Source organism: Pseudomonas marginalis (genome assembly GCF_024169655.1).
Taxonomy (GTDB): domain Bacteria; phylum Pseudomonadota; class Gammaproteobacteria; order Pseudomonadales; family Pseudomonadaceae; genus Aquipseudomonas; species Aquipseudomonas paraveronii.
Genome location: NZ_JALJWV010000001.1, coordinates 2,483,262 through 2,503,834, shown reverse-complemented (window position 1 = coordinate 2,503,834; position 20,573 = coordinate 2,483,262). Strand labels below are relative to the sequence as shown.

Here is a 20,573-nt window from a genome sequence, read left to right as displayed (position 1 = left end):
GTATGAGCGACAACCTGATCGAGATCCGCGACCTCTGCGTCGCCTTCAGCGGCCAGACCGTGGTGCACAACCTGAGCCTGGATGTACGCCCCGGTGAGTGCCTGGCGCTGGTCGGCGAGTCGGGCTCGGGCAAGTCGGTGACGGCCCTTTCGATTCTGCAACTGCTGCCCGAAGCCGGCACGCACACCCGCGGCTCCGTGCGCTATCGCGGCCAGGAATTGATCGGTGCGTCGCCCGCCACCTTGCAAAAGCTGCGCGGCGACCGCATCGCCATAATCTTCCAGGAGCCGATGACCTCCCTCAACCCGCTGCACAGCATCGAAAAGCAGATCGGCGAAACCCTGCTGTTGCACAAGGGCCTGGGCGGCAAGGCGGCGCAGGCGCGCATCATTGAACTGCTGGAACTGGTCGGTATCCAGAAGCCCGAGGAACGGCTCAAGGCCTATCCGCACCAACTCTCCGGCGGCCAACGCCAGCGCGTGATGATCGCCATGGCCCTGGCCTGCGAGCCGGAACTGCTGATCGCCGACGAGCCGACCACCGCGCTGGACGTGACCGTGCAGCGCAAGATCCTGCTGCTGCTCAAGTCCCTGCAACAACGCTTGGGCATGTCGCTGCTGCTGATCAGCCACGACCTCAACCTGGTGCGCAGCATGGCGCAGCGGGTGTGCGTGATGCATACCGGCGAGATCGTCGAGCAGGCCGACTGCGAGACCTTGTTCACCGCGCCGCAACACCCCTACAGCCGCTTGCTGCTGGATGCTGAACCGGCGGGCGAGGCGCTGTGCAGCGAAACGCGTGAAACGGTGTTGCAGGTGGACGACCTGAGCGTGCAATTCCCCCTCGGCGGCGGCCTGTTTCAGCGCAAGACCTACCTGCGCGCGGTGGACGGCATCAGCCTCAGCGTGCAGCGCGGCAAGACGCTGGGCATCGTCGGTGAGTCGGGCTCGGGTAAATCCACCCTGGGCCAGGCGATCCTGCGCCTGCTGGATTCCACCGGCAGCATCCGCTTCCAGGGGGTGGCCCTCGACCCGCTCAATCACAAGCAGATGCGCCCATGGCGCAAGCAGATGCAGGTGGTGTTCCAGGACCCTTACGGCAGCCTCAGCCCGCGCATGTCGGTGCAGCAGATCATCAGCGAAGGCCTGGAGGTGCATGCGCCGTGCAGCCTCGCCGAGCGCGACGCGCAGGTGATCCAGGTGCTCAAGGACGTCGGCCTCGACCCGGCCAGCCGGCATCGCTACCCCCACGAGTTTTCCGGTGGCCAACGCCAACGCATTGCCATCGCCCGCGCGCTGGTGCTCAGACCGGCGCTGATGCTGCTCGACGAACCGACCTCGGCCCTCGACCGCACGGTGCAGAAGCAAGTGGTGGCGTTGCTGCGCGAACTGCAGGACAAATACGGCCTGACCTACCTGTTCATCAGCCATGACCTGGCCGTGGTCCGCGCCATGGCCCACGACATGATCGTGATCAAGGACGGCAAGGTCGTGGAGCGTGGCGCCAGCCATGACGTATTCGAATCGCCGCAACACCCTTACACCCAGGAACTGCTGGCCGCCGCACACATCCCCTTGTAGGAGCGAGCTTGCTCGCGAAAAGCGCAAGGACACCGCGTTCAACCAGCAGGCCCGCGTCATCGTTAACGTTTTTCGCGAGCAAGCTCGCTCCTACAGGATTCTGCACGCATGAGTACCAGCCTCAAGGACTACCAACAGGTTCGCGGCCTGGCCATCCAGTCGCTGTTCGAGATCATCGAGCAGTCCAGCGAAGGCACGGTGATCGTCGACCGCGACGCCAATATCGTGTGGATGAACGAGCGCTACGCCAAGCGCTTCGGCCTTAAAAGCGCCGACGAAGCCATCGGCCAACCCTGCGAAAAAGTCATCTCCAACAGCCTGCTCCGCCAGGTGGTACGCACAGACCTGCCGATCCTGCTGGATATCCAGGACACGCCCAAGGGACCGCTGGTGGTGATGCGCCTGCCGATCCACAACGATGCCGGCGCGGTGATCGGCGCCATCGGCTTTGCGCTGTTCGATGAGCTGCGCAACCTGTCGCCGCTGATCGAGCGCTACCTGAGCATGCAGCAGGAGCTGGCGTCGACCCGCTCGCTGCTGCGTTCGCGCCAAAGCAAGTACACCTTTGCGCACTTTATCGGCACCAGCGCCGCCAGTTTGGAAGTCAAACGCCGTGCGCGGCGCAGTGCGAGCGCGGAGTCGCCGGTATTGCTGCTCGGCGAAACCGGCACCGGCAAAGAGCTGCTGGCCCAGGCGATTCACGGTGCATCGCCCCGCGCGCACAAGGCATTTGTCAGCATCAACAGCGCCGCGATTCCCCATGACTTGCTCGAAGCCGAGTTCTTCGGCACCGCGCCAGGCGCGTTTACCGGCGCCGACCGCAAAGGCCGGCCCGGCAAGTTGCAGATCGCCCAGGGCGGCACGCTGTTTCTCGATGAAATCGGCGACATGCCGCTGCCGCTGCAAAGCAAGTTGCTGCGGGTGTTGCAGGAGAAGGAATACGAACCGGTCGGCTCCAACGAGATGCTGCACAGCGATGTGCGGGTGATTGCCGCCACGTCCATGGACCTGGAAGCGGCGATCAAGCGCGGCGAGTTTCGTGCGGACCTGTATTACCGGCTGAATGTGCTGCCGATCCGGGTGCCACCGTTGCGCGAGCGGCTGGAGGATATTCCGGCGTTGAGCGAAGCGATCCTCGAAGACCTGCGCAGCCACCACGAACTGGATCGCGAGGCCCTGGCGTTGTTGGCGCAGCATGCGTGGCCGGGGAATATCCGCGAGCTGCGCAACGTGCTGGAACGTGCGGCGTTGTTGAGCGATGACCTGGTACTGGATGCGGCAGAGATTCGCGCCGCGATCGGCACGTTCAGCCCGGTGGCGCGCGGGGCGGTGGAGACCGTCGAGGGCGAGACGTTTGCGGCGGCGCGCGAGCGCTTTGATCGGCAGGTGATCGGGGCGGCGCTCAAGGCCTGCGACGGGAATGTGGTGGATGCGGCCCAGCGCTTGGGGCTGGGCAGGTCGACCTTGTACAAGAAAATGGTCGCGCTGGGGCTGGCCACATCTCAATAAAGAGACAAAAATCTCAATATAAAGACAATCCTTGTGGGAGGGGGCCTGCCCCCGATAGCAGTGCCTCAGTCAGCCTATTCTTTGCAGACCCACCGCTATCGGGGGCAAGCCCCCTCCCACCTTTGATCTGTTTTTGTCTCTAAATTGAGACAGTATTTGAAAAACCTGTTCACCGATAAAATAATATCTATTTATTTCAATAGGTTATGAACATGGCACACATCTCGCTATAGCCTTCCTCCACAGCTTCACTCCACAAAAATAACAATCCGATGGAGACACACCATGAGTGTGATCATTGCCCTGGCAGCCCTCGCGCTGCTGATGCTGGCTGCCTACCGTGGCTATAGCGTTATCCTGTTTGCCCCCATCGCCGCCCTCGGCGCCGTCCTGCTCACCGACCCATCCGCCGTCGCCCCTGCGTTTACCGGGGTGTTCATGGAGAAAATGGTCGGTTTCATCAAACTGTATTTCCCGGTGTTCCTGCTCGGTGCCGTGTTCGGCAAGCTGATCGAGCTGTCGGGTTTCTCGCGCTCCATCGTCGCTGCCGCGATCCGTTTGCTCGGCACGCGCCAAGCGATGCTGGTGATCGTGCTGGTCTGCGCCCTGCTCACCTACGGCGGCGTGTCGCTGTTCGTGGTGGTGTTTGCGGTGTACCCGTTCGCGGCGGAGATGTTCCGTCAGAGCGACATCCCCAAGCGCCTGATTCCGGCGACCATCGCCCTCGGAGCGTTCTCGTTCACCATGGACGCGCTGCCCGGCACGCCACAGATCCAGAACATCATCCCCAGTACGTTCTTCAACACCACCGCCTGGGCCGCGCCGTGGCTGGGGCTGATCGGCACGGTCTTCGTGTTCTGCACCGGCATGCTCTACCTGGCGCGCCAGCGCAACAAAGCGCAACGGGCCGGTGAAGGCTATGGCACCGAGCTGCGCAACGAGCCGGAGACTGCCGAAAACCTGAGCCTGCCTAACCCCTGGATCGCGCTGTCGCCGCTGATCCTGGTGGGGGTGATGAACCTGCTGTTCACTCACTGGATTCCGCAGTGGTACGGCAAGACCCACAGCCTCAGCCTGCCCGGCATGAGCGCGCCGGTGACCACCGAAATCGCCAAGCTCACCGCGATCTGGGCGGTGCAGGCCGCGTTGCTGGTGGGCATCATCATGGTGCTGGTGTTCGGCTGGTCAGCGATCAAAAGCAAGCTCGCCGAAGGCAGTAAAAGCGCGGTCAGCGGTGCGCTGCTGGCGGCGATGAACACCGCTTCGGAATACGGCTTCGGTGCGGTGATCGCCTCGCTGCCGGGCTTTTTGGTGCTGGCGGACTGGCTCAAGGGCATCCCCAACCCGCTGGTCAACGAAGCGATTACCGTGACCCTGCTGGCCGGTATCACCGGCTCGGCGTCTGGCGGCATGAGCATCGCCCTGGCGGCGATGTCCGAGAGTTTTATTGCAGCGGCCCACGCGGCCAATATCCCGCTTGAAGTGCTGCACCGGGTCGCGGCCATGGCCAGCGGCGGCATGGACACCCTGCCCCACAACGGCGCGGTGATCACGTTGCTGGCGGTCACCGGGCTGACCCACCGCGAAGCCTACAAGGACATCTTCGGCATCACGATTATCAAGACCCTCGCGGTGTTCGTGGTGATCGGTACTTTCTACGCCACCGGCATTGTGTGAGGTTTCTATGACGAACTTGAATGGCAAGACCGCCCTGGTCACCGGCTCCACCAGCGGCATCGGCCTGGGCATCGCCTTGAGTTTGGCCGAGGCCGGCGCCAATCTGATCCTCAACGGCTTCGGCGACGCCAGCGCGGTGATCGCCCAGGTGCAGGCGTTCGGCGGCAAGGTCGGGCACCACCCGGCGGACGTCAGCGACCCGGCGCAGATCGCCGACATGATCGCCTACGCCGAGCGCGAATTCGGCGGCGTGGACATTCTGGTCAACAACGCCGGCATCCAGCATGTGGCGGCGGTGGAAGCGTTCCCGGTGGAACGCTGGGATGCGATCATCGCGATCAACCTGTCGTCGGTGTTCCACAGCACGCGCCTGAGCCTGCCGGGCATGAAGGCCAAGGGCTGGGGGCGCATCGTCAATATCGCCTCGGTGCATGGCCTGGTGGGGTCGGTGGGCAAGGCCGCGTATGTGGCGGCCAAGCATGGCGTGATTGGCCTGACCAAGGTGGTCGGCCTGGAAACCGCCACCAGCAACGTGACCTGCAACGCGATCTGCCCCGGCTGGGTGCTGACGCCGCTGGTGCAGAAGCAGATCGATGATCGCGCCGCCAACGGCGTCGACCCGCAACAAGCCCAGCATGATTTGCTCGCGGAGAAGCAGCCGTCGCTGGAGTTCGTCACCCCGCCGCAACTGGGCGAGCTGGTATTGTTTTTGTGCAGCGAGGCCGGTGCCCAAGTGCGCGGCGCGGCATGGAACATCGATGGTGGTTGGCTGGCCCAATAGACCAAACACAGAAAATCCAATGTGGGAGGGGCGGTGCGACGATTCGACTTGCCCCCGATGGCAGTGGGTCAGTACCGCATGTGCTAGCTGATACTCCGCCATCGGGGGCAAGCCCCCTCCCACATTGGAACGCTATTGTTTGGAAGACCTGTACAAGAATAAGAGACGTGCTTATGTCCGAGATCCTCTGGCAACCCTCCCCCGAACGCATCTGCCACACCCGGATGGACCAGTTCCGGCGCTTTATCAATGACCGCTACAGCGTGCAGCTCGACGACTACCCGGCGTTGCACCAGTGGAGCATCGACCAGCGCGCCGACTTCTGGCAGGCGCTCGTGGCGTTTTTCGACGTGCAGTTTCGCAGCCCGCCCAGCGCGGTGTTGATCGAAGACGCCGCGATGCCCAGCGCCCAGTGGTTCCCCGGCGCAACCCTGAACTTTGCCGAACACCTGCTGCGCCGTCGCGACGATCACCCGGCGGTAGTCGCCATCGGCGAAGACGGCCAGCGTGAGCAACTGAGCTACGCCGAACTGGCCGCCCACGTCGCCGGCCTGCAACGCAGCCTGCGGGCAGCCGGGGTTGGGCTGGGCGACCGGGTCGCCGCGTGCATGCCCAACACCTGGCAAACCCTGGTTGGTATGCTCGCCACCAGCAGCCTGGGCGCGATCTGGTCGTGCTCATCGCCAGACTTCGGCACCCAAGGCGTGATCGACCGTTTCGGCCAGATCGAACCCAAGGTGCTGATCGCCTGCGCCGGTTACCGCTACGCCGGCAAGACCATCGACCAGAGCGCCAAGCTCAACGAGATCCTCGAACGCCTGCCGTCCCTGCAGCAACTGATCATCGTGCCGTATGCACGGCCCCAGGCGCGGGTCGAGGACTATCGGAGCGCCGCCAACGTCGCGCTGTGGAGTGACTTCTATCAACCCGGCGGCGCGCCTGAGTTTGTCGCGGTGCCGTTCGACCATCCGCTGTATATCCTCTATTCCAGCGGCACCACCGGCGTGCCCAAGTGCATCATCCACGGCACCGGCGGCGTGCTGCTCACCCACCTCAAGGAACACGGCCTGCACGCGGACCTGTCCCGTGAGGATTGCCTGTTCTACTACACCACCTGCGGCTGGATGATGTGGAACTGGCTGGTCTCGGTGCTGGCGCTCGGCGCCACGGCGGTGCTGTACGACGGCTCGCCGTTTCACCCTGGTCCCGAGCGCTTGATCGACCTGATCGACGCGGAACGGATCAGCGTGTTCGGCACCAGCCCGAAGTACCTCGTCACCCTGGAAAAGGCCGGGCTGCAGCCGCGCCGGAGCCATGACCTGAGCAGCCTCAAGGGCCTGATTTCGACTGGCTCGCCGCTGTCGCCCCAGAGCTACGACTACGTGTACCGCGAGATCAAGGGCGAGGTGTGCCTGTCCTCGATGTCCGGCGGCACCGATATCGTCTCCTGCTTCGTCATCGGCAATCCGGTGTTACCGGTGCGCCGCGGTGAAATGCAGTGCAAGAGCCTGGCGATGGCCATCGAGGTGTGGGACGACCAGGGGCGGCCACTGGTCGGTGAAAAGGGCGAACTGGTGTGTACCCGGCACTTCCCCGCCATGCCCATCGGCCTGTGGAACGACCCGCAGCAGAAAAAACTGCGTGCCTCCTATTTCAGCCAATTCCCCGGCGTCTGGGCCCAGGGCGATTACGCCGAACAGCGGCCCAACGGCAGCCTGCTGATTCACGGGCGCTCCGACGCGGTGCTCAACCCTGGCGGCGTGCGGATCGGTACCGCCGAGATTTATCGACAGGTGGAAAAAGTCCCGCAGGTGCTGGAAAGCCTGGCCATTGGTCAACGCTGGCAGGACGATGTGCGGGTGGTGCTGTTCGTGCGGCTCAACGATGGCGTCGAGCTGGATGACGCCCTCGAACAGCAGATCCGCCAGGTGATCCGCGCCAACACCACGCCACGCCATGTACCGGCGAAGATCCTCGCCGTCAGCGATATCCCGCGCACCATCAGCGGCAAGATCGTCGAACTGGCGGTGCGCAATGTGGTACATGGCGAACCGGTGAAAAACACCGACGCGCTGGCCAACCCGGAGGCCCTGGCACAGTTCCGCGACCGGCCTGAACTGGCATTTTAAGGTGAAAGGTTTCAGCGCCAACGCACTCATTTGAAGACAAACCCCCAATGCATGCTATTTTTCGGGGGTAGTCACCCATCGTTGTCCCACCGGATAATGGGTGTTGTCATTTTTCAAAGCGTTACGCTCAGGGCTTTTTATGAAGGAAACATCCACCGGTAGCGAAGCCGCCGCATTGATTGCGCGGCTGGACTGGGCCAAAAGCCCCCTCGGTGAGGCCAATGATTGGCCGCAAAGCCTGCGCACCGCCGTGGATATTGTCGTCCACTCGCCGATGCCGATGCTGCTGTTATGGGGCAGCGAACTCATCCAACTCTACAACGACGCCTTCGCCCTGCTGGCGGGCAACAAGCACCCTGACGCGATGGGCCAACCGGCGCACCAGACCTGGCCGGAATTGCACAGTTTCACCGCACCGATCTATGACGCGGTTCTCAGTGGCCAGGTGCGCTCCTTCAGCGAGCAGCGCTTTGTCCTGCAACGCAACCGGCGCGACACCGAGATCTGGCTCGACCTGACCTACAGCCCGATCCGCGATGAATCCGCCAGCGTGTGCGGCATCCTCGTCACCGCCATCGAAACCAACGAACGCCGCCAGTTCACCCAGGAACTGCAACAGCGCTCCGAAGCCAGCCTCAAAGCCCAGCAAAGCACCGAGCAACGCCTGCGCCACCTCAACGAAAACCTCGAAGAGCGTGTGGCCCAGCGCACCCTGGCACTGGCCGAGGCCAACCAGCGCCTGCAAAACGAGATGGTCGAACGCGAACGTGCCGAAGACGCCCTGCGCCATGCGCAGAAGATGGAAGCGGTGGGCCAGCTCACCGGCGGCATCGCCCATGACTTCAACAATATGCTCACCGGCATCATCGGCAGCCTGGACCTGATGCAACGCTACATCGCCGCCGGGCGCAGCGACGACATCGGCCGCTTTGCCGACGCCGCCGTGGCCTCCGCCCATCGCGCCGCCGCCCTCACCCACCGCCTGCTCGCGTTCTCGCGGCGCCAGTCGCTGGACCGCCGCCCGCTCGATCCGAACCAGTTGGTGGCCTCGCTGGAAGACTTGTTCCGGCGCACCAAGGGCGCGCACATCACGCTCAAGGTGCAACTGGGCAACGATATCTGGCCGGTGAACACCGACGCCAGCCAGTTGGAAAACGCCTTGCTCAACCTGGTGATCAACGCCCGGGATGCCATGCCCGAAGGTGGCGAACTGCTGATCGAAACCGCCAACAGCTACCTGGACGGCACCGACATCACCACGCTGGAACCGGTCAAGGCCGGTGATTACGTGATGCTCGGCGTGTGCGACAACGGCACCGGCATGGCGCCGAAAATCCTCGCCAAGGCCTTCGATCCGTTTTTCACCACCAAACCCATCGGCCAGGGCACCGGCCTCGGGCTATCGATGATCTATGGCTTCGCCCAGCAATCCGGCGGCCATGTGACCCTCCACAGCGAACCGGGCCAGGGCACCTGCGTGCGCTTGTATCTGCCACGCCTGCACGGCACCGCCCTGGAAAGCAGCTTGCCGACCAGCCTCAGTGAGGCGCCGGTGGCCCTGGCCGGAGAGGCCGTGGTGGTGGTCGAGGACGACCCGGCCGTGCGCATGCTGGTGGTGAATGTACTCGATGAACTGGGCTACACCGCGCACCAGGCAGCGGATGCGCGCACGGCCTTGCCGCTGCTGGAATCGGACTTGCGCGTGGACCTGCTGGTGACCGATGTCGGCCTGCCGGGCATGAACGGCCGGCAACTGGCGGAAATCGCCCGTCAGCATCGCCCGGGCCTGCGCATCTTGTTCATGACCGGTTATGCGCAAAAAGCCACCGAACGCCAGCGCCTTCTGGAGGACGGCATGGACATGGTCTCCAAGCCGTTTTCCATCGACCTGCTCGCCACCAAAATTCGCAGCATGATCAGCGTCGATGATTCAGTTAAGGCATAATCGCGCGCCGTCGCACACTTGGTAGAGAACCATGAAAGCCCAAGCCCGTCATATCCTGGTGAAAACCAGCGAAGAAGCCGAACAGCTCAAGCAGCGCATCGCCAAGGGCGAAGCGTTTGATGTGCTGGCCAAGAAGTACTCCACTTGCCCGTCCGGCAAGCGCGGCGGAGATCTGGGCGAGATTCGGCCGGGGCAGATGGTCGGCGTGATTGATGCGGTGATTTTCAAGAAGCCGCTGCGGGTGGTGCATGGGCCGGTCAAGAGCAAGTTTGGGTATCACTTGGTGCAGGTGTTTTATCGGGATTGAGGGGTTGGCTTTAGGTCGCTATCGGGGGCAAGCCCCCTCCCACAGTGAGCGCAATGCGGTCAACTGTGGGAGGGGGCTTGCCCCCGATCCGCCGCAGGCGGCCATTCACCCCCGAGGAATCAACGCCCCCGACACCTGGATCACCCGGCTCGCCAACCGATGCCCAGCCAAGGCCGCCTCTTGCGGCGCACCGCCCTTGAGCCGACTGGCCAGGTACGCCGCACTGAACGAGTCCCCCGCCGCCGTGGTGTCGACCACCGTCTCGACCTTCAACGCCGGCACGGCAAAGCGCTGGCCTGCGCAACGAATCAAACAGTCCTCGGCACCGCGCTTGAGCACGACTTCCGCGACTGCCGGATACGCCGCGAACACCTGCTCGCTGTCGGTATAACCAAACAACGCGCACTCGTCATCCTCGGTCAGCAAGGCCATATCCACTTCGGCCAAGACCTTGTGATAGGCCGCACGCGCGGCCTCGACACTGGCCCACAAACGCGGTCGGTAGTTGTTGTCGAACACCACCCGACCGCCGCGCCGACGGGTTTCGATCAAGGCGTGCAACAAACGCTCACGCCCGACTTCCCCCAGCACCGCCAGGGTGATGCCGCTGAAATACACCACGTCATAGCCCGGTAACGCGGCCAAAATCGGTGCAGCGGCGGCCGTGGTGAAGCAGTCGCGCACGGCCGCTTCGTTGCGCCAGTAGAGGAATTTGCGCTCGCCGTTGGCGTCGGTCTGGATGCAGTACAACCCCGGCAACCGCCCGGGTAGGCGCTGGACCATGCCCAGGCCAAGGCCTTCGGTGGTCCACTGTTGGCACATGGCGTCGCTGAAGCTGTCATCGCCCAGGGCGGTGACGTAGTCGACGCTGCCGAGCGCGCCCAGCTCACGGCGTAGGTACACCGCGGCGTTCAGGGTGTCGCCGCCGAAGCTCTGGTGCAGGCTGCCGTCGGCGCGGTGTTGCAGTTCGATCATGCATTCGCCGATGAGGGCGATGCGGGGTGTTGTGTTCATGCCTGTTGTCTCCGGTGCGGCTGATGGCCCCTTCGCGGGCGAGCCCGCTCCCACCTTTGAATGTGTTCGCACATCCAAAGGGCGCAGCGGGTTTGCTCACGATAGAGGCGACGCGGTCTAGAAACAGGTATGCAGGGACTTGATCACCTGCAGTTGCTCATCCACCAGGCAACCGACCTGCCACTTGTCGAAGGTCAGGCACGGGTGGGAAGTGCCGAAGGAAATGATGTCACCGATGCGCAGTTCAACCCCCGGTGCCACGCTCATGAACGCATGTTGGTCCATCACCGCCGTGACCTTGCACGCGCTCACGTCATCGCCTTGCGTCGGCACAATCCCGGCTTTGTAGCGCTTGAGCGGTACCGGCAGACCGGCGTCGTAGGCCACATCGCGCTTGCCCAGGGCGATCACCGCGAAGCCAGGCTCAGGCAACGATTGCACATGGGCCCAGACTTCCAGCGCCGGGCGCAGGCCTTCATTGAGGTCGCTACGCCGGTCGAGCACGCAGCATTGCGCGTCTTTGTAGATGCCGTGGTCATGGGCTACATAGCTGCCGGGACGTAGCACGCTGAGGAAACGACCGGCGGCGTTTTGCGTTTCGAAGGACTCGGCGATCAAGTCATACCAGGCCGATCCCGACGCGGTGATGATCGGCTTGGCCAGGTCGAACGAGCCATTGTTCTGCAGGTCCACGGCCAGGCGCACCAGGCTCGCGGCGAATTCGCGGATGCCGCTGATCGCATGCTCGCCGTGGATCACGCCTTCGTAGCCTTCGATACCGGTCAGCACCAACGCCGGCTGGGCCTTGATCGCCTTGGCCAGGTCGCGCACTGCCTGCTCGCTGCGGCAACCACAACGGCCACCGACCACGCCGTACTCGATCATCACGTTCAGGTGCAGGCCACGGGCGGCGAAGAACAGGCCCAGGTCGGCGACGTTGTCCGGGTGGTCGACCAGGCAGTGGAAGTCAAAGTCCGCGTCGGCCAGCAACTCGGCGATCAACGCCATGTTCGGCGCACCCACCAGTTGGTTGGCCATCAACACCCGGCGCACGCCGCCGGCATAGGCGGCGCGGGTCTGTACCGCACTGGCCAGGGTGATGCCCCAGGCACCGGCGGCGATCTGGCGCTGGAACAGGGCCGGCATCATGCTGGTCTTGCCATGGGGCGCAAGCTCGGCGCCGCTGTTGCTGACAAAGGCCTGCATCCAGCGAATGTTGTGTTCGAGGGCGTCGCGGTGCAGCACCAGGGCCGGCAGGCTGACGTCACGGACCAGATGGGCGCCGACAGCGGCGGCGCCTTTTGCAACGGCGTTGATGGCAGACATGGAAAGCTCCTATTCGTTGATGCGACGGGCCAGGTTGTTGGCGCTTTCGATCAACACCCGGCGGTAGTCATTGTAGTTTTTACTGGCATCGGCGCGGGGGGCGACGATGCACAGGGTCGCAATGCTCACGCCCTGCGCGTCCCGGACCGGGGCGGCAAAGCAATGGGTAAAGGTGTCGGCCACGCTGTCGAAGGAAAAGAAGCCCTCGACGCTGGCCTGACGGATCTGCGCGAGGAAAGTCTCCAGCGGCAAGCGCTGGCCGTCCGGCAGGATGAAGTCGTCAGGGTCGATCAGGTCGATGATCTGCTGGTCGCTCAAGTGCCCCAGTAACAGGCGCCCGGACGCGGTCCACGGGATCGGTGCGTTTTCACCGATGTCCGAGGAAATCCGGAAATGCCGCTCGCCTTCACGCATCAGCGCCACCGTGTATTTGCGCCCGTTGAGCAGGCACATCTGCGCGGTTTCGTGGGTCTGGCTGACGATCGCCTGCAAGGCATGGTCGGCCTCGCGGGTCAGGTCAAAATGGCGCAGGTGCGCTTGACCGAGGAAGTACAGCTGGCGGCCGAGGTAGACGTGCCCGTCCTTGCCCACGGTTTCCAGGATGCGGCGTTCCAGCAAGGAGGCGACCAACTCGTAGACCGTGGACTTGGGGCTGCCGATGCCGCTGGCAATATCATTCGGGCGCAGGGGCTGGCCGATTTCCTTGAGGAAGTCGAGGATGTCGAATGCACGGTCCAGGCCTTTGGCGCGGCGTTTGATGGTGTCTTCGGTCATGGGAGTTTCGGTCCGCTGAAAGGTGATCCCTTGTGGGAGGGGGCTTGCCCCCGATGGCGGTGTGCCATTAGACACATCTGTTGCTGATACACCGCTATCGGGGGCAAGCCCCCTCCCACATTGGATTTGATGGGGTTTTGAGAGTGGGGCATTTAGCCCTTTTTCTTGTAGGCCACGCAATCGATCTCGACCTTGCAATCCACCATCATGTTGGCCTGCACGCAGGCGCGTGCCGGGGCGTGTTCGGGGCTGAAGTATTCGCCGAAGACTTTGTTGAAACTCCAGAAATCCCGCGGGTCTTCCAACCATACGCCGACGCGCACTACGTCTTTCAACTCATAGCCGGCCTCTTCGAGAATCGCCACCACGTTGCGCATGGTCTGGCGGGTTTGCTCGACGATGCCGCCGTTGATGATTTCACCGTCCACCGCCGGCACCTGGCCCGAGACGTAGAGCCAGCCGTCCGCTTCCACCGCGCGGGCGAAAGGACGGGGCTGGCCACCACCGGCGGTGCTGCCGGTGCCGTAACGCGTAATGCTCATAAATAGTGCTCCTTGACTGACAGTTAAAAACGAATGTTCTTCAGGAATTCCGCCAGGCGCGGCGACTGCGGGCGTTCGAAGATGTCCTTCGCCGAGCCCTGTTCTTCAATACGGCCCTGGTTCATGAAGACGATTTTGTCCGAGACTTCGTAGGCAAAGCGCATCTCATGCGTCACCAACAACATGGTCATGCCCTCTTCCGCCAGGCCCTTGATCACGCTGAGCACTTCGCCCACCAGTTCGGGGTCGAGGGCCGAGGTGACTTCGTCGAACAGCATCAGGCTCGGGTTCATCGCAATCGCACGGGCGATGGCCACGCGCTGTTGCTGGCCGCCGGACAACTGGCCGGGGAAGTGATTGCGGCGCTCCAGGAGTCCTACACGGTCCAACCATTTTTCCGCCAAAGCCACGGCTTCGTCCTTAGGCATTTTCTTAACTTTCAACAAGCCCAAGGTGACGTTCTGCAGCGCCGTCAGGTGCGGGAACAGATTGAACTGCTGGAAGGCCATGCCGGTCATGGCGCGGTGCTGGGCGATCACCCGCTCCGGGTGGCGCACGCGCTTGCCGGCGATGTCGCTGTAGCCAATGGACTCGCCGTCCAGGGTGATCTGCCCGCCCTGGAATTTTTCCAGCAGATTGACGCAGCGCAGCAGCGTGGTCTTGCCCGAGCCGCTGGAGCCGATCAACGTCACCACGTTGCCGCGCTGCATGGCCAGGTCGACGCCCTTGAGCACCTCCACCGGGCCGTATTGTTTACGCAGGCCGCGAATGTCCAGCAGCGGTTGGGTCGTTTGAGGTTGGTTCATGGCAAGGCCACCCGCTTTTCAATGTAGCGCCCGAATAACTCGATGGCGTAGTTGATGACAAAAAACAAAAAACCGGCGAACAGGTAGAACTCCAGGGTCATGAAGGTGCGCGCAATCACTTGCTGGGTGCTGAGCAGCAACTCGGCGACGCCGATCACCGAGAGCAGGGTCGAGGCCTTGACGATTTCCGTGGAGGAATTGACCCAGGTCGGCAGGATCTGCCGCAGCGCCTGGGGTAGCAGCACGTAGCCCAGGGTCTGGTAGAACGTCAGGCCAATCGCCTTGCCCGCTTCCATTTGCCCACGGGGAATGGCTTGCAGCGCGCCGCGCACGATCTCCGCGACGTGGGAGCCGCAGAACAGCGTCAGCCCGACCGCACCGGCCTGGAACGCGCTGATCTGCCAACCGAGCGCCGGCAGCATGTAGAAACACGCCAGCACCAGCACAAACACCGGCGTGCCACGGATCAGGTCGACATACAGGCGAAACGGCGCGCGCATCCAGAATCTGCCGTAGGTCAGGATCAACCCGGCGACGATGCCGATCAGGGTGCCGAAGCTAATCGCCAGCGCCGAGACATACACGCTGGCCTGGAACCCCGCCCAGAGGGTGTCCCGGGCGATCCACAACTCATGCAGCCAGCTGGGGGATTGGTACATGCGAGCCTCTTCTAACGACGGATCGCCAGACGCTGTTCCAGGTAACGGAGCAGCATGGCGATCAGGTAACAGGCGGCCACGTAGAGCGCGGTCGTGACCAGCCAGGTTTCAATCACCCGGTAGCTTTCGACGTTGATCTTGCGGGCGTAATAAGTCAGCTCCGGCACCGCGATCGCAGCCGCCAGCGAGGTGTCCTTGAACAGCGAAATGAAGTTGTTCGACAGCGCCGGCAGTACGTTGCGCAGCATCACCGGCACGGTGATATAAGCGCGGATGCGCCACTCGCCAAGGCCGATGGCCAGCCCGGCTTCGCGCAAGCCCTTGGGAATATTCAACAGCCCGGCGCGGAACACTTCGGTCAGGTAGGCGCCGGCGTACAGCGACAGGGTGATGATGAACGAAGGGATCTTGTCCAGGCGGATGCCCAGGCTCGGCAACGCAAAGTAGATCAACAGGATCAGCACCAGGATCGGCGTATTGCGCACCACCGTCACATACACCGAGGCCAACATGCGCAACGCGCGGTGTCTGGACAGCATGGCAAACGCCATCAGCAGGCCGATCACGCAACCGATGGCGATCGACAGCAGCGCCAGTTCGAGGCCCAGCCACAACCCCGCCAGCAAGGTGTCGAAGTCGCGCCACACGGCGGCAAAGTTCAACTGATAGTTCATGGTCGACAGTACCTGATGGGGACGCCGTTCGCGGCGCCCCGATTTTCACGAATCACTTGAACTCGACGGGGAAACCGATCGCAGGCTCCGGCAGGTCGACACCGAACCATTGCTTGAACGAGGCCTTGTAGGTGGGAAATTCCACACCGGTCATGGCTTCATGCAGCGCGGTATTGACGAAATTCAGCCAATCCTGGTCGCCGCGCTTGACCGCGCACGCGTAGGTTTGCGGGCTCCAGGCGTAAGCCGGGCTGCGGTAGCGCCCAGGGTTCTGCACCATCAGGTATTTGACCGAAGACTGGTCGGTGGCGGCGGCATCGGCGCGGCCGGAGTTCACCGCCTGGTACATCAGGTCAACGCTGTCGTACTGGTCGACCTTGGCCTTGGGCAGCGCCTGGTGTACCAGTTCTTCGGCGTACACGTTTTGCAGCACGGCCACGGTGACGCCGTCGCCAGCGGCTTGCAGGTCTTCAATTTCCTTGTATTTGCTGTTGTTCGGCAGCAGCAGGCCGACGCCTTCGCGGTAGTACGGCAGGGTAAACGCCACCTGCTGCGCTCGGCTGGCGGTGACGGTAATGAACTGGCAACTCATGTCGACCTTATCGGTCAGCAGGTTGGGAATCCGTGCGTCGGACGACTGCACCACAAACTCGACCTTGCTTGGGTCGTTGAACAAGCCCTTGGCCACAATGCGACCGATGTCGATATCGAACCCCTGCAACTTGCCATCCGCTCCCTGGAAGTGCCACGGCGCATTGGTACTGCCGGTACCCACGACCAGATGCCCACGCTTGAGCACATCATCGAGCTTGCTGCCCGCCGCCTGCACAGTGCTTGCGAGGGAAGCCGATGCGGCGAAGAGAAAAACACACGCTTTGAACACGGAAGGTCGGTGATGCATGACAAGCACTCCAGGAGTTGTGTATTCCGCTATACCGGAACTTGGTATGTAACAACGGAATAGACAGCAGAAAGTGTGCCATACGCGGTAATGGAAAAATACGCTGGGAATAAAGTCGTTTTAAATCAGCGGCATACATATTGATGCGGCATACGGCGTAACGCGAGTAGCGGCGACCCCTTTGCTACCCAAGGCCCCACACCCCGTGACACGTCCACATGAGCGCACCGCCCTGGCGTTACCGTGCACCTTTATCGCGCTCCCACACCTTGAACCGGGAGTGACCTGTGAAGATTGACAGTAGACGTAGGTGATCTCCCCACCTAGCGTAAGCACATGAGCAACCGGGAGAAGCCCTCATGAACTATGTCAACGCCGTGGTTGAGGACAAGGCTGCGTTTGAACGGGAACTGGATACCCCACAGCCTGTGTTTATCGTGTTCATGTCACATGCCTGCACCGCGTGCAGTGACGCGATGCCGCGGTTCCTGCAAATCAGCGAGCGTTACAAGGGCCAGGTCAAAGTCTTGATCCTTGACTGCATCAACACGCCCAAACATCCGCGCGTCGACCGCATCCCGATGCTGCTGATCTACCGCGACCAGGTACTGCTCGACGCCCTGCCCGGCCTTCGCGAAGACGCGCTGGAAAAAGCCTTCGAGCAGTACACCCGAGCCTAGGCGGTTACGCCGGTGGCAACGGCCCCCGGAAAACCTGCATGCCCCGTGGCATCCGGCAATTCACCGGCGATGGACTCAAGGATGTCGGTCATGCTCAACACGCCGATGAAATCACCGCGCTCGTTGATCACGAAGGCGATGTGGGTCGAGGCCTGGCGCATCTGCTCCAGGGCGTTGAGGATCGAGCAGCTCTGCAGCAGGTTGATCGCCCGGCGCGCCAGGTGCTCAAGGTTCAGTTCGTTGCCGGCCAGGTATTCCTTGAGCAACTCCTTTTTTTGTACAAAACCTAATGGCTCATCGACAGCGCCGTTGCGGATCAACGGCAGCCGCGAGTAGGACGAATGCATCAGTTTTAGGCGGATAGTGTCGAGATCGTCCGCCAAGTCGATAAAGTCGACCTTGGCCCGTGGCGTCATCAAAGTGCGGATCGGCCGCTCGGCCAGTTGCAGCACGCCGCTGATCATCACCCGCTCACGCCGGTCAAATAGCGGGCCCTGAGTCACATCCGGCTCACCCAACAGGTCGGTCACCTCTTCGCTCACCTCTTCCTCTGCCAGGCTGCGACCACCGAGCAAGCGCATCACCGCATGGGCGGTGCGCTCACGCATGGGCAATACGCCTTGCGCGACCTTCTTGCGCCGAGCCCGGGCAATCTGGTTGAACACCTCGATCAGGATCGAGAAACCAATCGCCGCGTACAGGTAGCCCTTCGGAATGTGGAAGCCCAAGCCTTCGGCGGTCAGGGCGAAACCGATCATCATCAAAAAGCCCAGACACAGCATGATCACCGTCGGGTGCGCATTGACGAAACGGGTCAGCGGCTTGCTCGCGACAATCATCAGGCCGATGGAAATGATCACCGCGATCATCATCACCGCCAGCTCATCGACCATGCCCACGGCGGTAATCACCGCGTCGAGGGAGAACACCGCGTCGAGCACCACGATCTGCGCGACGATCGGCCAGAACATCGCATAGGCCACATTGCCCGAGCGTTGCGCCACATGGCCTTCAAGGCGTTCATGCAATTCCATGGTGGCCTTGAACAGCAGGAACACACCGCCAAACAGCATGATCAGGTCACGCCCGGAGAAGCTCTTGTCGAACACCTCGAACAACGGCTGGGTGAGGGTCACCAACCAGGAAATACTCGCCAGCAAGCCCAGGCGCATCAGCAAAGCCAGGGACAAGCCGATCAACCGCGCACGGTCGCGCTGCTCCGGCGGCAACTTGTCCGCCAGGATCGCGATAAACACCAGGTTGTCGATACCCAGCACCAGTTCCAACACAATCAACGTCAACAGGCCGAGCCAGGCCGTGGGGTCCGCTAACCATTCCATTTATAGAGTCTCTTTATCGGTGTTCAGAATGCCGGGCACGGCAAAGCGCGGTCAGGGGACCGGGACAGGGTTAGCAGTTGGAATACGGGGTGCTTCAGCGGGAACAGCAGCAGCGGTTGTCTTGGGGAAAGACGACTGGGGGGCTCCGAGAGGATGTTCATGCACGTCCTGAATTAACAAAAGGACTTGAATCCTACAGTCGAAACCCAAATTCCCTACAACACAAAACCATTACAAAACCTGTCCCCAAAGCCCACACACACCATGTGGGAGGGGGCTTGCCCCCGATGGCAGTGTATCAGCCAGCATATATTTATCTGAAAGACCGCTATCGGGGGCAAGCCCCCTCCCACATTTTGAGCCATGTTGAATCAGGACTTTCTGGTCGCTTCATCCAGCGCCAATATGGTATGAGCATTAGTGACCGTAGTCGCGAGGGTATTGATCACCCCCGACCGCAACGCCCCCAGCGTCGCCGCCGCCTTGGTGTTCTCACTGGCAATCGCCACCACATCCGGAATCCGAAACAACTCCTGTACCGTCAGCCCGATCACCCGCCCCTGAATGGCGTTGACCGCCGGCTGCCCGTGGATATCGATAAAGTCATACCCCATCATGTCGCCCACCGTGCCGGACAACCGCGCCTGGGCAATTTCCTGGGGCGAGAACCAGCCCATACGCACCATATTGCTGTTCTCGCTCATGTCGCCAATACCGATCAGCGCAATGTCCGCCCGCCGCGCGCGATCGAGGGTCGAGCGCACCGTGTCGTTATTGATCAGCACGCCGCGCAGTTCCGGGTTGGCCACCAAGGCCGGCGCGTACAGACTTTCACTCTCGCCGCCAAAGCGCAGGGCCAGGCGCCGGCAGATATGGTCGGGGTTCATGTATTCGCCGGCCTTGAGCGAACCGCCGATGGCGCAGACAAATGTGCAATTGCGCGTCACCGGCAGGAACACGTTATCAGCCACCGCGCCAACGTTACGGCCCATGCCCACGGCGACAATCATGCCGTCGCTCAACGTCTTGTTCAGGTAATTGGCCACCAGGCTGGCGACGGCCGAGCGCTGGGTGTCGGGGTCGCTGTGGTCGACGGCGATCAGCGCGCGATCGAGCTTGAAGCGCTCCACCAGGGCACGTTCCAGCTCATTGTTCATCGCTGGGTGCTGCAACACGCGCACTTCGACAATGCCCTCGTCTCGCGCACGTTTGAGCAGGCGGCTGACTTTTGCCCGCGACAGGTCAAAGCGCTTGGCGATGGCTTCCTGAGTGACGTTCTCGAGGTAATAGAGCATCGCCACTTCGGTCATCTGATCGATATCACTGGCCATGCGCTGGGTACTGTCACTCATGGGGACGGGCTTCCGTTTCGGCGTCAAAGGCGCATTCTCCCGACTCTTGCCCCGCCACGTCTACTACTGATGCCCATCGCGCTCAATCGCATTGATGCGCTCGACCTTGGCCCCGGAACGCGCCGCCTCGAACTCCGACGCGAGGAACGCGGTGACGATGCTCTTGGCCAGCTCCGCGCCGATCACCCGTGCGCCGATGGACAGGATCTGCGCATCGTTGCTCTTGCGCGCACGCTCCGCCGAGTACGTGTCGTGGGCCTGGGCCGCGCGAATCCCCAACACCTTGTTCGCCGAGATAGCCATGCCGATCCCGGTGCCGCACACCAGCACGCCCAGGCGCTGCTGCCCGGCATTGATGGCATTGGCCACGGCCAGCGCGATGTCCGGATAGAGCACTGGCGCGGTGGAATGGGTGCCGAAGTCGGTCACCGGGTGACCCAGCGCCTCGATATGGCGCTTTAACAACTCTTTGAGCTCAAAACCCGCTTCATCGCATCCGATAGCCACCGGGAAAGGTGTGTTCATGGCGTCTGGCTCCGCTGCCGAGGTCGTGCTTATGACTGATCAGATGATCACT

General features: G+C 62.4%; 18 protein-coding genes and 1 pseudogene. 8 read left to right on the top strand and 11 right to left on the bottom strand.

What is annotated here, in order from left to right; translation table 11 throughout:
* Positions 1 to 2: 2 nt before the first annotated feature.
* The 7 genes from J2Y83_RS11295 (at position 3) to J2Y83_RS11265 (ending at position 9,928) form a co-directional block, all read left to right on the top strand.
* The gene (locus tag J2Y83_RS11295) at positions 3 to 1,580 is read left to right on the top strand and encodes an ABC transporter ATP-binding protein (protein WP_253395217.1); all 1,578 of its coding nucleotides are present in this window, start codon (positions 3 to 5) and stop codon (positions 1,578 to 1,580) included.
* 108 nt (positions 1,581 to 1,688) lie between these two features.
* Positions 1,689 to 3,089 carry a sigma-54 interaction domain-containing protein gene (locus J2Y83_RS11290; protein ID WP_253395215.1) on the top strand — a complete coding sequence of 467 codons (1,401 nt, stop codon included), beginning with the start codon at positions 1,689 to 1,691 and terminating at the stop codon, positions 3,087 to 3,089.
* A 285-nt stretch (positions 3,090 to 3,374) separates the two neighbouring features.
* Positions 3,375 to 4,766, top strand: coding sequence for a GntP family permease (locus J2Y83_RS11285; protein ID WP_253395212.1), 1,392 nt, complete (start codon positions 3,375 to 3,377; stop codon positions 4,764 to 4,766).
* Positions 4,767 to 4,773: 7 nt separating this feature from the next.
* The gene (locus J2Y83_RS11280) at positions 4,774 to 5,547 is read left to right on the top strand and encodes a 3-hydroxybutyrate dehydrogenase (protein ID WP_253395210.1); all 774 of its coding nucleotides are present in this window, start codon (positions 4,774 to 4,776) and stop codon (positions 5,545 to 5,547) included.
* Positions 5,548 to 5,720: 173 nt separating this feature from the next.
* Positions 5,721 to 7,676 carry an acetoacetate--CoA ligase gene (locus tag J2Y83_RS11275; RefSeq protein ID WP_253395208.1) on the top strand — a complete coding sequence of 652 codons (1,956 nt, stop codon included), beginning with the start codon at positions 5,721 to 5,723 and terminating at the stop codon, positions 7,674 to 7,676.
* 139 nt (positions 7,677 to 7,815) lie between these two features.
* On the top strand, positions 7,816 to 9,621 hold the full coding sequence (locus J2Y83_RS11270; protein ID WP_253395206.1) for a response regulator: 1,806 nt from the start codon (positions 7,816 to 7,818) through the stop codon (positions 9,619 to 9,621).
* A 31-nt stretch (positions 9,622 to 9,652) separates the two neighbouring features.
* The gene (locus J2Y83_RS11265; protein WP_247401393.1) at positions 9,653 to 9,928 is read left to right on the top strand and encodes a peptidylprolyl isomerase; all 276 of its coding nucleotides are present in this window, start codon (positions 9,653 to 9,655) and stop codon (positions 9,926 to 9,928) included.
* A gap of 105 nt (positions 9,929 to 10,033) precedes the next feature.
* Here the strand turns inward: J2Y83_RS11265 and J2Y83_RS11260 are convergent, their stop codons facing one another.
* From J2Y83_RS11260 to J2Y83_RS11225, 8 genes are all read right to left on the bottom strand, one after another.
* Entirely contained in the window at positions 10,034 to 10,942 is a 909-nt protein-coding gene (locus J2Y83_RS11260) for a sugar kinase (protein WP_253395204.1), read from the bottom strand.
* A gap of 117 nt (positions 10,943 to 11,059) precedes the next feature.
* Complete coding sequence (locus J2Y83_RS11255) at positions 11,060 to 12,268, bottom strand: amino acid deaminase (RefSeq protein ID WP_253395202.1); 1,209 nt, start codon at positions 12,266 to 12,268, stop codon at positions 11,060 to 11,062.
* A gap of 9 nt (positions 12,269 to 12,277) precedes the next feature.
* On the bottom strand, positions 12,278 to 13,042 hold the full coding sequence (locus J2Y83_RS11250; RefSeq protein ID WP_253395201.1) for an IclR family transcriptional regulator: 765 nt from the start codon (positions 13,040 to 13,042) through the stop codon (positions 12,278 to 12,280).
* A 152-nt stretch (positions 13,043 to 13,194) separates the two neighbouring features.
* Positions 13,195 to 13,584, bottom strand: coding sequence for a RidA family protein (locus J2Y83_RS11245; protein WP_253395200.1), 390 nt, complete (start codon positions 13,582 to 13,584; stop codon positions 13,195 to 13,197).
* A gap of 23 nt (positions 13,585 to 13,607) precedes the next feature.
* Positions 13,608 to 14,390 (bottom strand): amino acid ABC transporter ATP-binding protein, encoded by a 783-nt coding sequence (locus tag J2Y83_RS11240; RefSeq protein WP_253395199.1) that lies wholly within the window; start codon positions 14,388 to 14,390, stop codon positions 13,608 to 13,610.
* Positions 14,387 to 15,049 (bottom strand): amino acid ABC transporter permease, encoded by a 663-nt coding sequence (locus J2Y83_RS11235; protein ID WP_253395198.1) that lies wholly within the window; start codon positions 15,047 to 15,049, stop codon positions 14,387 to 14,389. Before J2Y83_RS11235 ends, J2Y83_RS11240 begins: the two co-directional genes overlap by 4 nt.
* Positions 15,050 to 15,060: 11 nt before the next feature.
* Positions 15,061 to 15,723, bottom strand: a complete 663-nt coding sequence (locus tag J2Y83_RS11230; protein ID WP_247401364.1) for an amino acid ABC transporter permease — start codon at positions 15,721 to 15,723, stop codon at positions 15,061 to 15,063.
* A 52-nt stretch (positions 15,724 to 15,775) separates the two neighbouring features.
* A complete protein-coding gene (locus J2Y83_RS11225; RefSeq protein ID WP_247401362.1) occupies positions 15,776 to 16,624 on the bottom strand; it encodes a transporter substrate-binding domain-containing protein in 849 nt (282 codons plus the stop codon).
* A 359-nt stretch (positions 16,625 to 16,983) separates the two neighbouring features.
* Between J2Y83_RS11225 and J2Y83_RS11220 the strand changes: the two genes are divergently transcribed.
* On the top strand, positions 16,984 to 17,304 hold the full coding sequence (locus tag J2Y83_RS11220) for a thioredoxin family protein (RefSeq protein WP_253395197.1): 321 nt from the start codon (positions 16,984 to 16,986) through the stop codon (positions 17,302 to 17,304).
* 44 nt (positions 17,305 to 17,348) lie between these two features.
* Here J2Y83_RS11220 and J2Y83_RS11215 read toward each other — a convergent pair.
* The 3 genes and pseudogenes from J2Y83_RS11215 to rpiB form a co-directional block, all read right to left on the bottom strand.
* A pseudogene (locus tag J2Y83_RS11215) lies at positions 17,349 to 18,644 on the bottom strand (TerC family protein); the annotation flags it as partial.
* Between the two features lie 371 nt (positions 18,645 to 19,015).
* Positions 19,016 to 19,996, bottom strand: a complete 981-nt coding sequence (locus J2Y83_RS11210; protein ID WP_253395196.1) for a sugar-binding transcriptional regulator — start codon at positions 19,994 to 19,996, stop codon at positions 19,016 to 19,018.
* A 63-nt stretch (positions 19,997 to 20,059) separates the two neighbouring features.
* Positions 20,060 to 20,521 carry a ribose 5-phosphate isomerase B gene (gene rpiB / locus J2Y83_RS11205; RefSeq protein ID WP_247401295.1) on the bottom strand — a complete coding sequence of 154 codons (462 nt, stop codon included), beginning with the start codon at positions 20,519 to 20,521 and terminating at the stop codon, positions 20,060 to 20,062.
* Between the last annotated feature and the right edge of the window lie 52 nt (positions 20,522 to 20,573).

Coding starts and splice junctions, on each gene's coding strand:
- J2Y83_RS11220 (WP_253395197.1), top strand. CDS start 16,984: ATGAACTATGTCAACGCCGTGGTTGAGGACAAGGCTGCGTTTGAACGG.
- J2Y83_RS11230 (WP_247401364.1), bottom strand. CDS start 15,723: ATGAACTATCAGTTGAACTTTGCCGCCGTGTGGCGCGACTTCGACACC.
- J2Y83_RS11225 (WP_247401362.1), bottom strand. CDS start 16,624: ATGCATCACCGACCTTCCGTGTTCAAAGCGTGTGTTTTTCTCTTCGCC.
- J2Y83_RS11270 (WP_253395206.1), top strand. CDS start 7,816: ATGAAGGAAACATCCACCGGTAGCGAAGCCGCCGCATTGATTGCGCGG.
- J2Y83_RS11255 (WP_253395202.1), bottom strand. CDS start 12,268: ATGTCTGCCATCAACGCCGTTGCAAAAGGCGCCGCCGCTGTCGGCGCC.
- J2Y83_RS11240 (WP_253395199.1), bottom strand. CDS start 14,390: ATGAACCAACCTCAAACGACCCAACCGCTGCTGGACATTCGCGGCCTG.
- J2Y83_RS11285 (WP_253395212.1), top strand. CDS start 3,375: ATGAGTGTGATCATTGCCCTGGCAGCCCTCGCGCTGCTGATGCTGGCT.
- J2Y83_RS11280 (WP_253395210.1), top strand. CDS start 4,774: ATGACGAACTTGAATGGCAAGACCGCCCTGGTCACCGGCTCCACCAGC.
- J2Y83_RS11290 (WP_253395215.1), top strand. CDS start 1,689: ATGAGTACCAGCCTCAAGGACTACCAACAGGTTCGCGGCCTGGCCATC.
- J2Y83_RS11245 (WP_253395200.1), bottom strand. CDS start 13,584: ATGAGCATTACGCGTTACGGCACCGGCAGCACCGCCGGTGGTGGCCAG.
- J2Y83_RS11210 (WP_253395196.1), bottom strand. CDS start 19,996: ATGAGTGACAGTACCCAGCGCATGGCCAGTGATATCGATCAGATGACC.
- J2Y83_RS11250 (WP_253395201.1), bottom strand. CDS start 13,042: ATGACCGAAGACACCATCAAACGCCGCGCCAAAGGCCTGGACCGTGCA.
- J2Y83_RS11275 (WP_253395208.1), top strand. CDS start 5,721: ATGTCCGAGATCCTCTGGCAACCCTCCCCCGAACGCATCTGCCACACC.
- J2Y83_RS11260 (WP_253395204.1), bottom strand. CDS start 10,942: ATGAACACAACACCCCGCATCGCCCTCATCGGCGAATGCATGATCGAA.
- J2Y83_RS11295 (WP_253395217.1), top strand. CDS start 3: ATGAGCGACAACCTGATCGAGATCCGCGACCTCTGCGTCGCCTTCAGC.
- rpiB (WP_247401295.1), bottom strand. CDS start 20,521: ATGAACACACCTTTCCCGGTGGCTATCGGATGCGATGAAGCGGGTTTT.
- J2Y83_RS11235 (WP_253395198.1), bottom strand. CDS start 15,049: ATGTACCAATCCCCCAGCTGGCTGCATGAGTTGTGGATCGCCCGGGAC.
- J2Y83_RS11265 (WP_247401393.1), top strand. CDS start 9,653: ATGAAAGCCCAAGCCCGTCATATCCTGGTGAAAACCAGCGAAGAAGCC.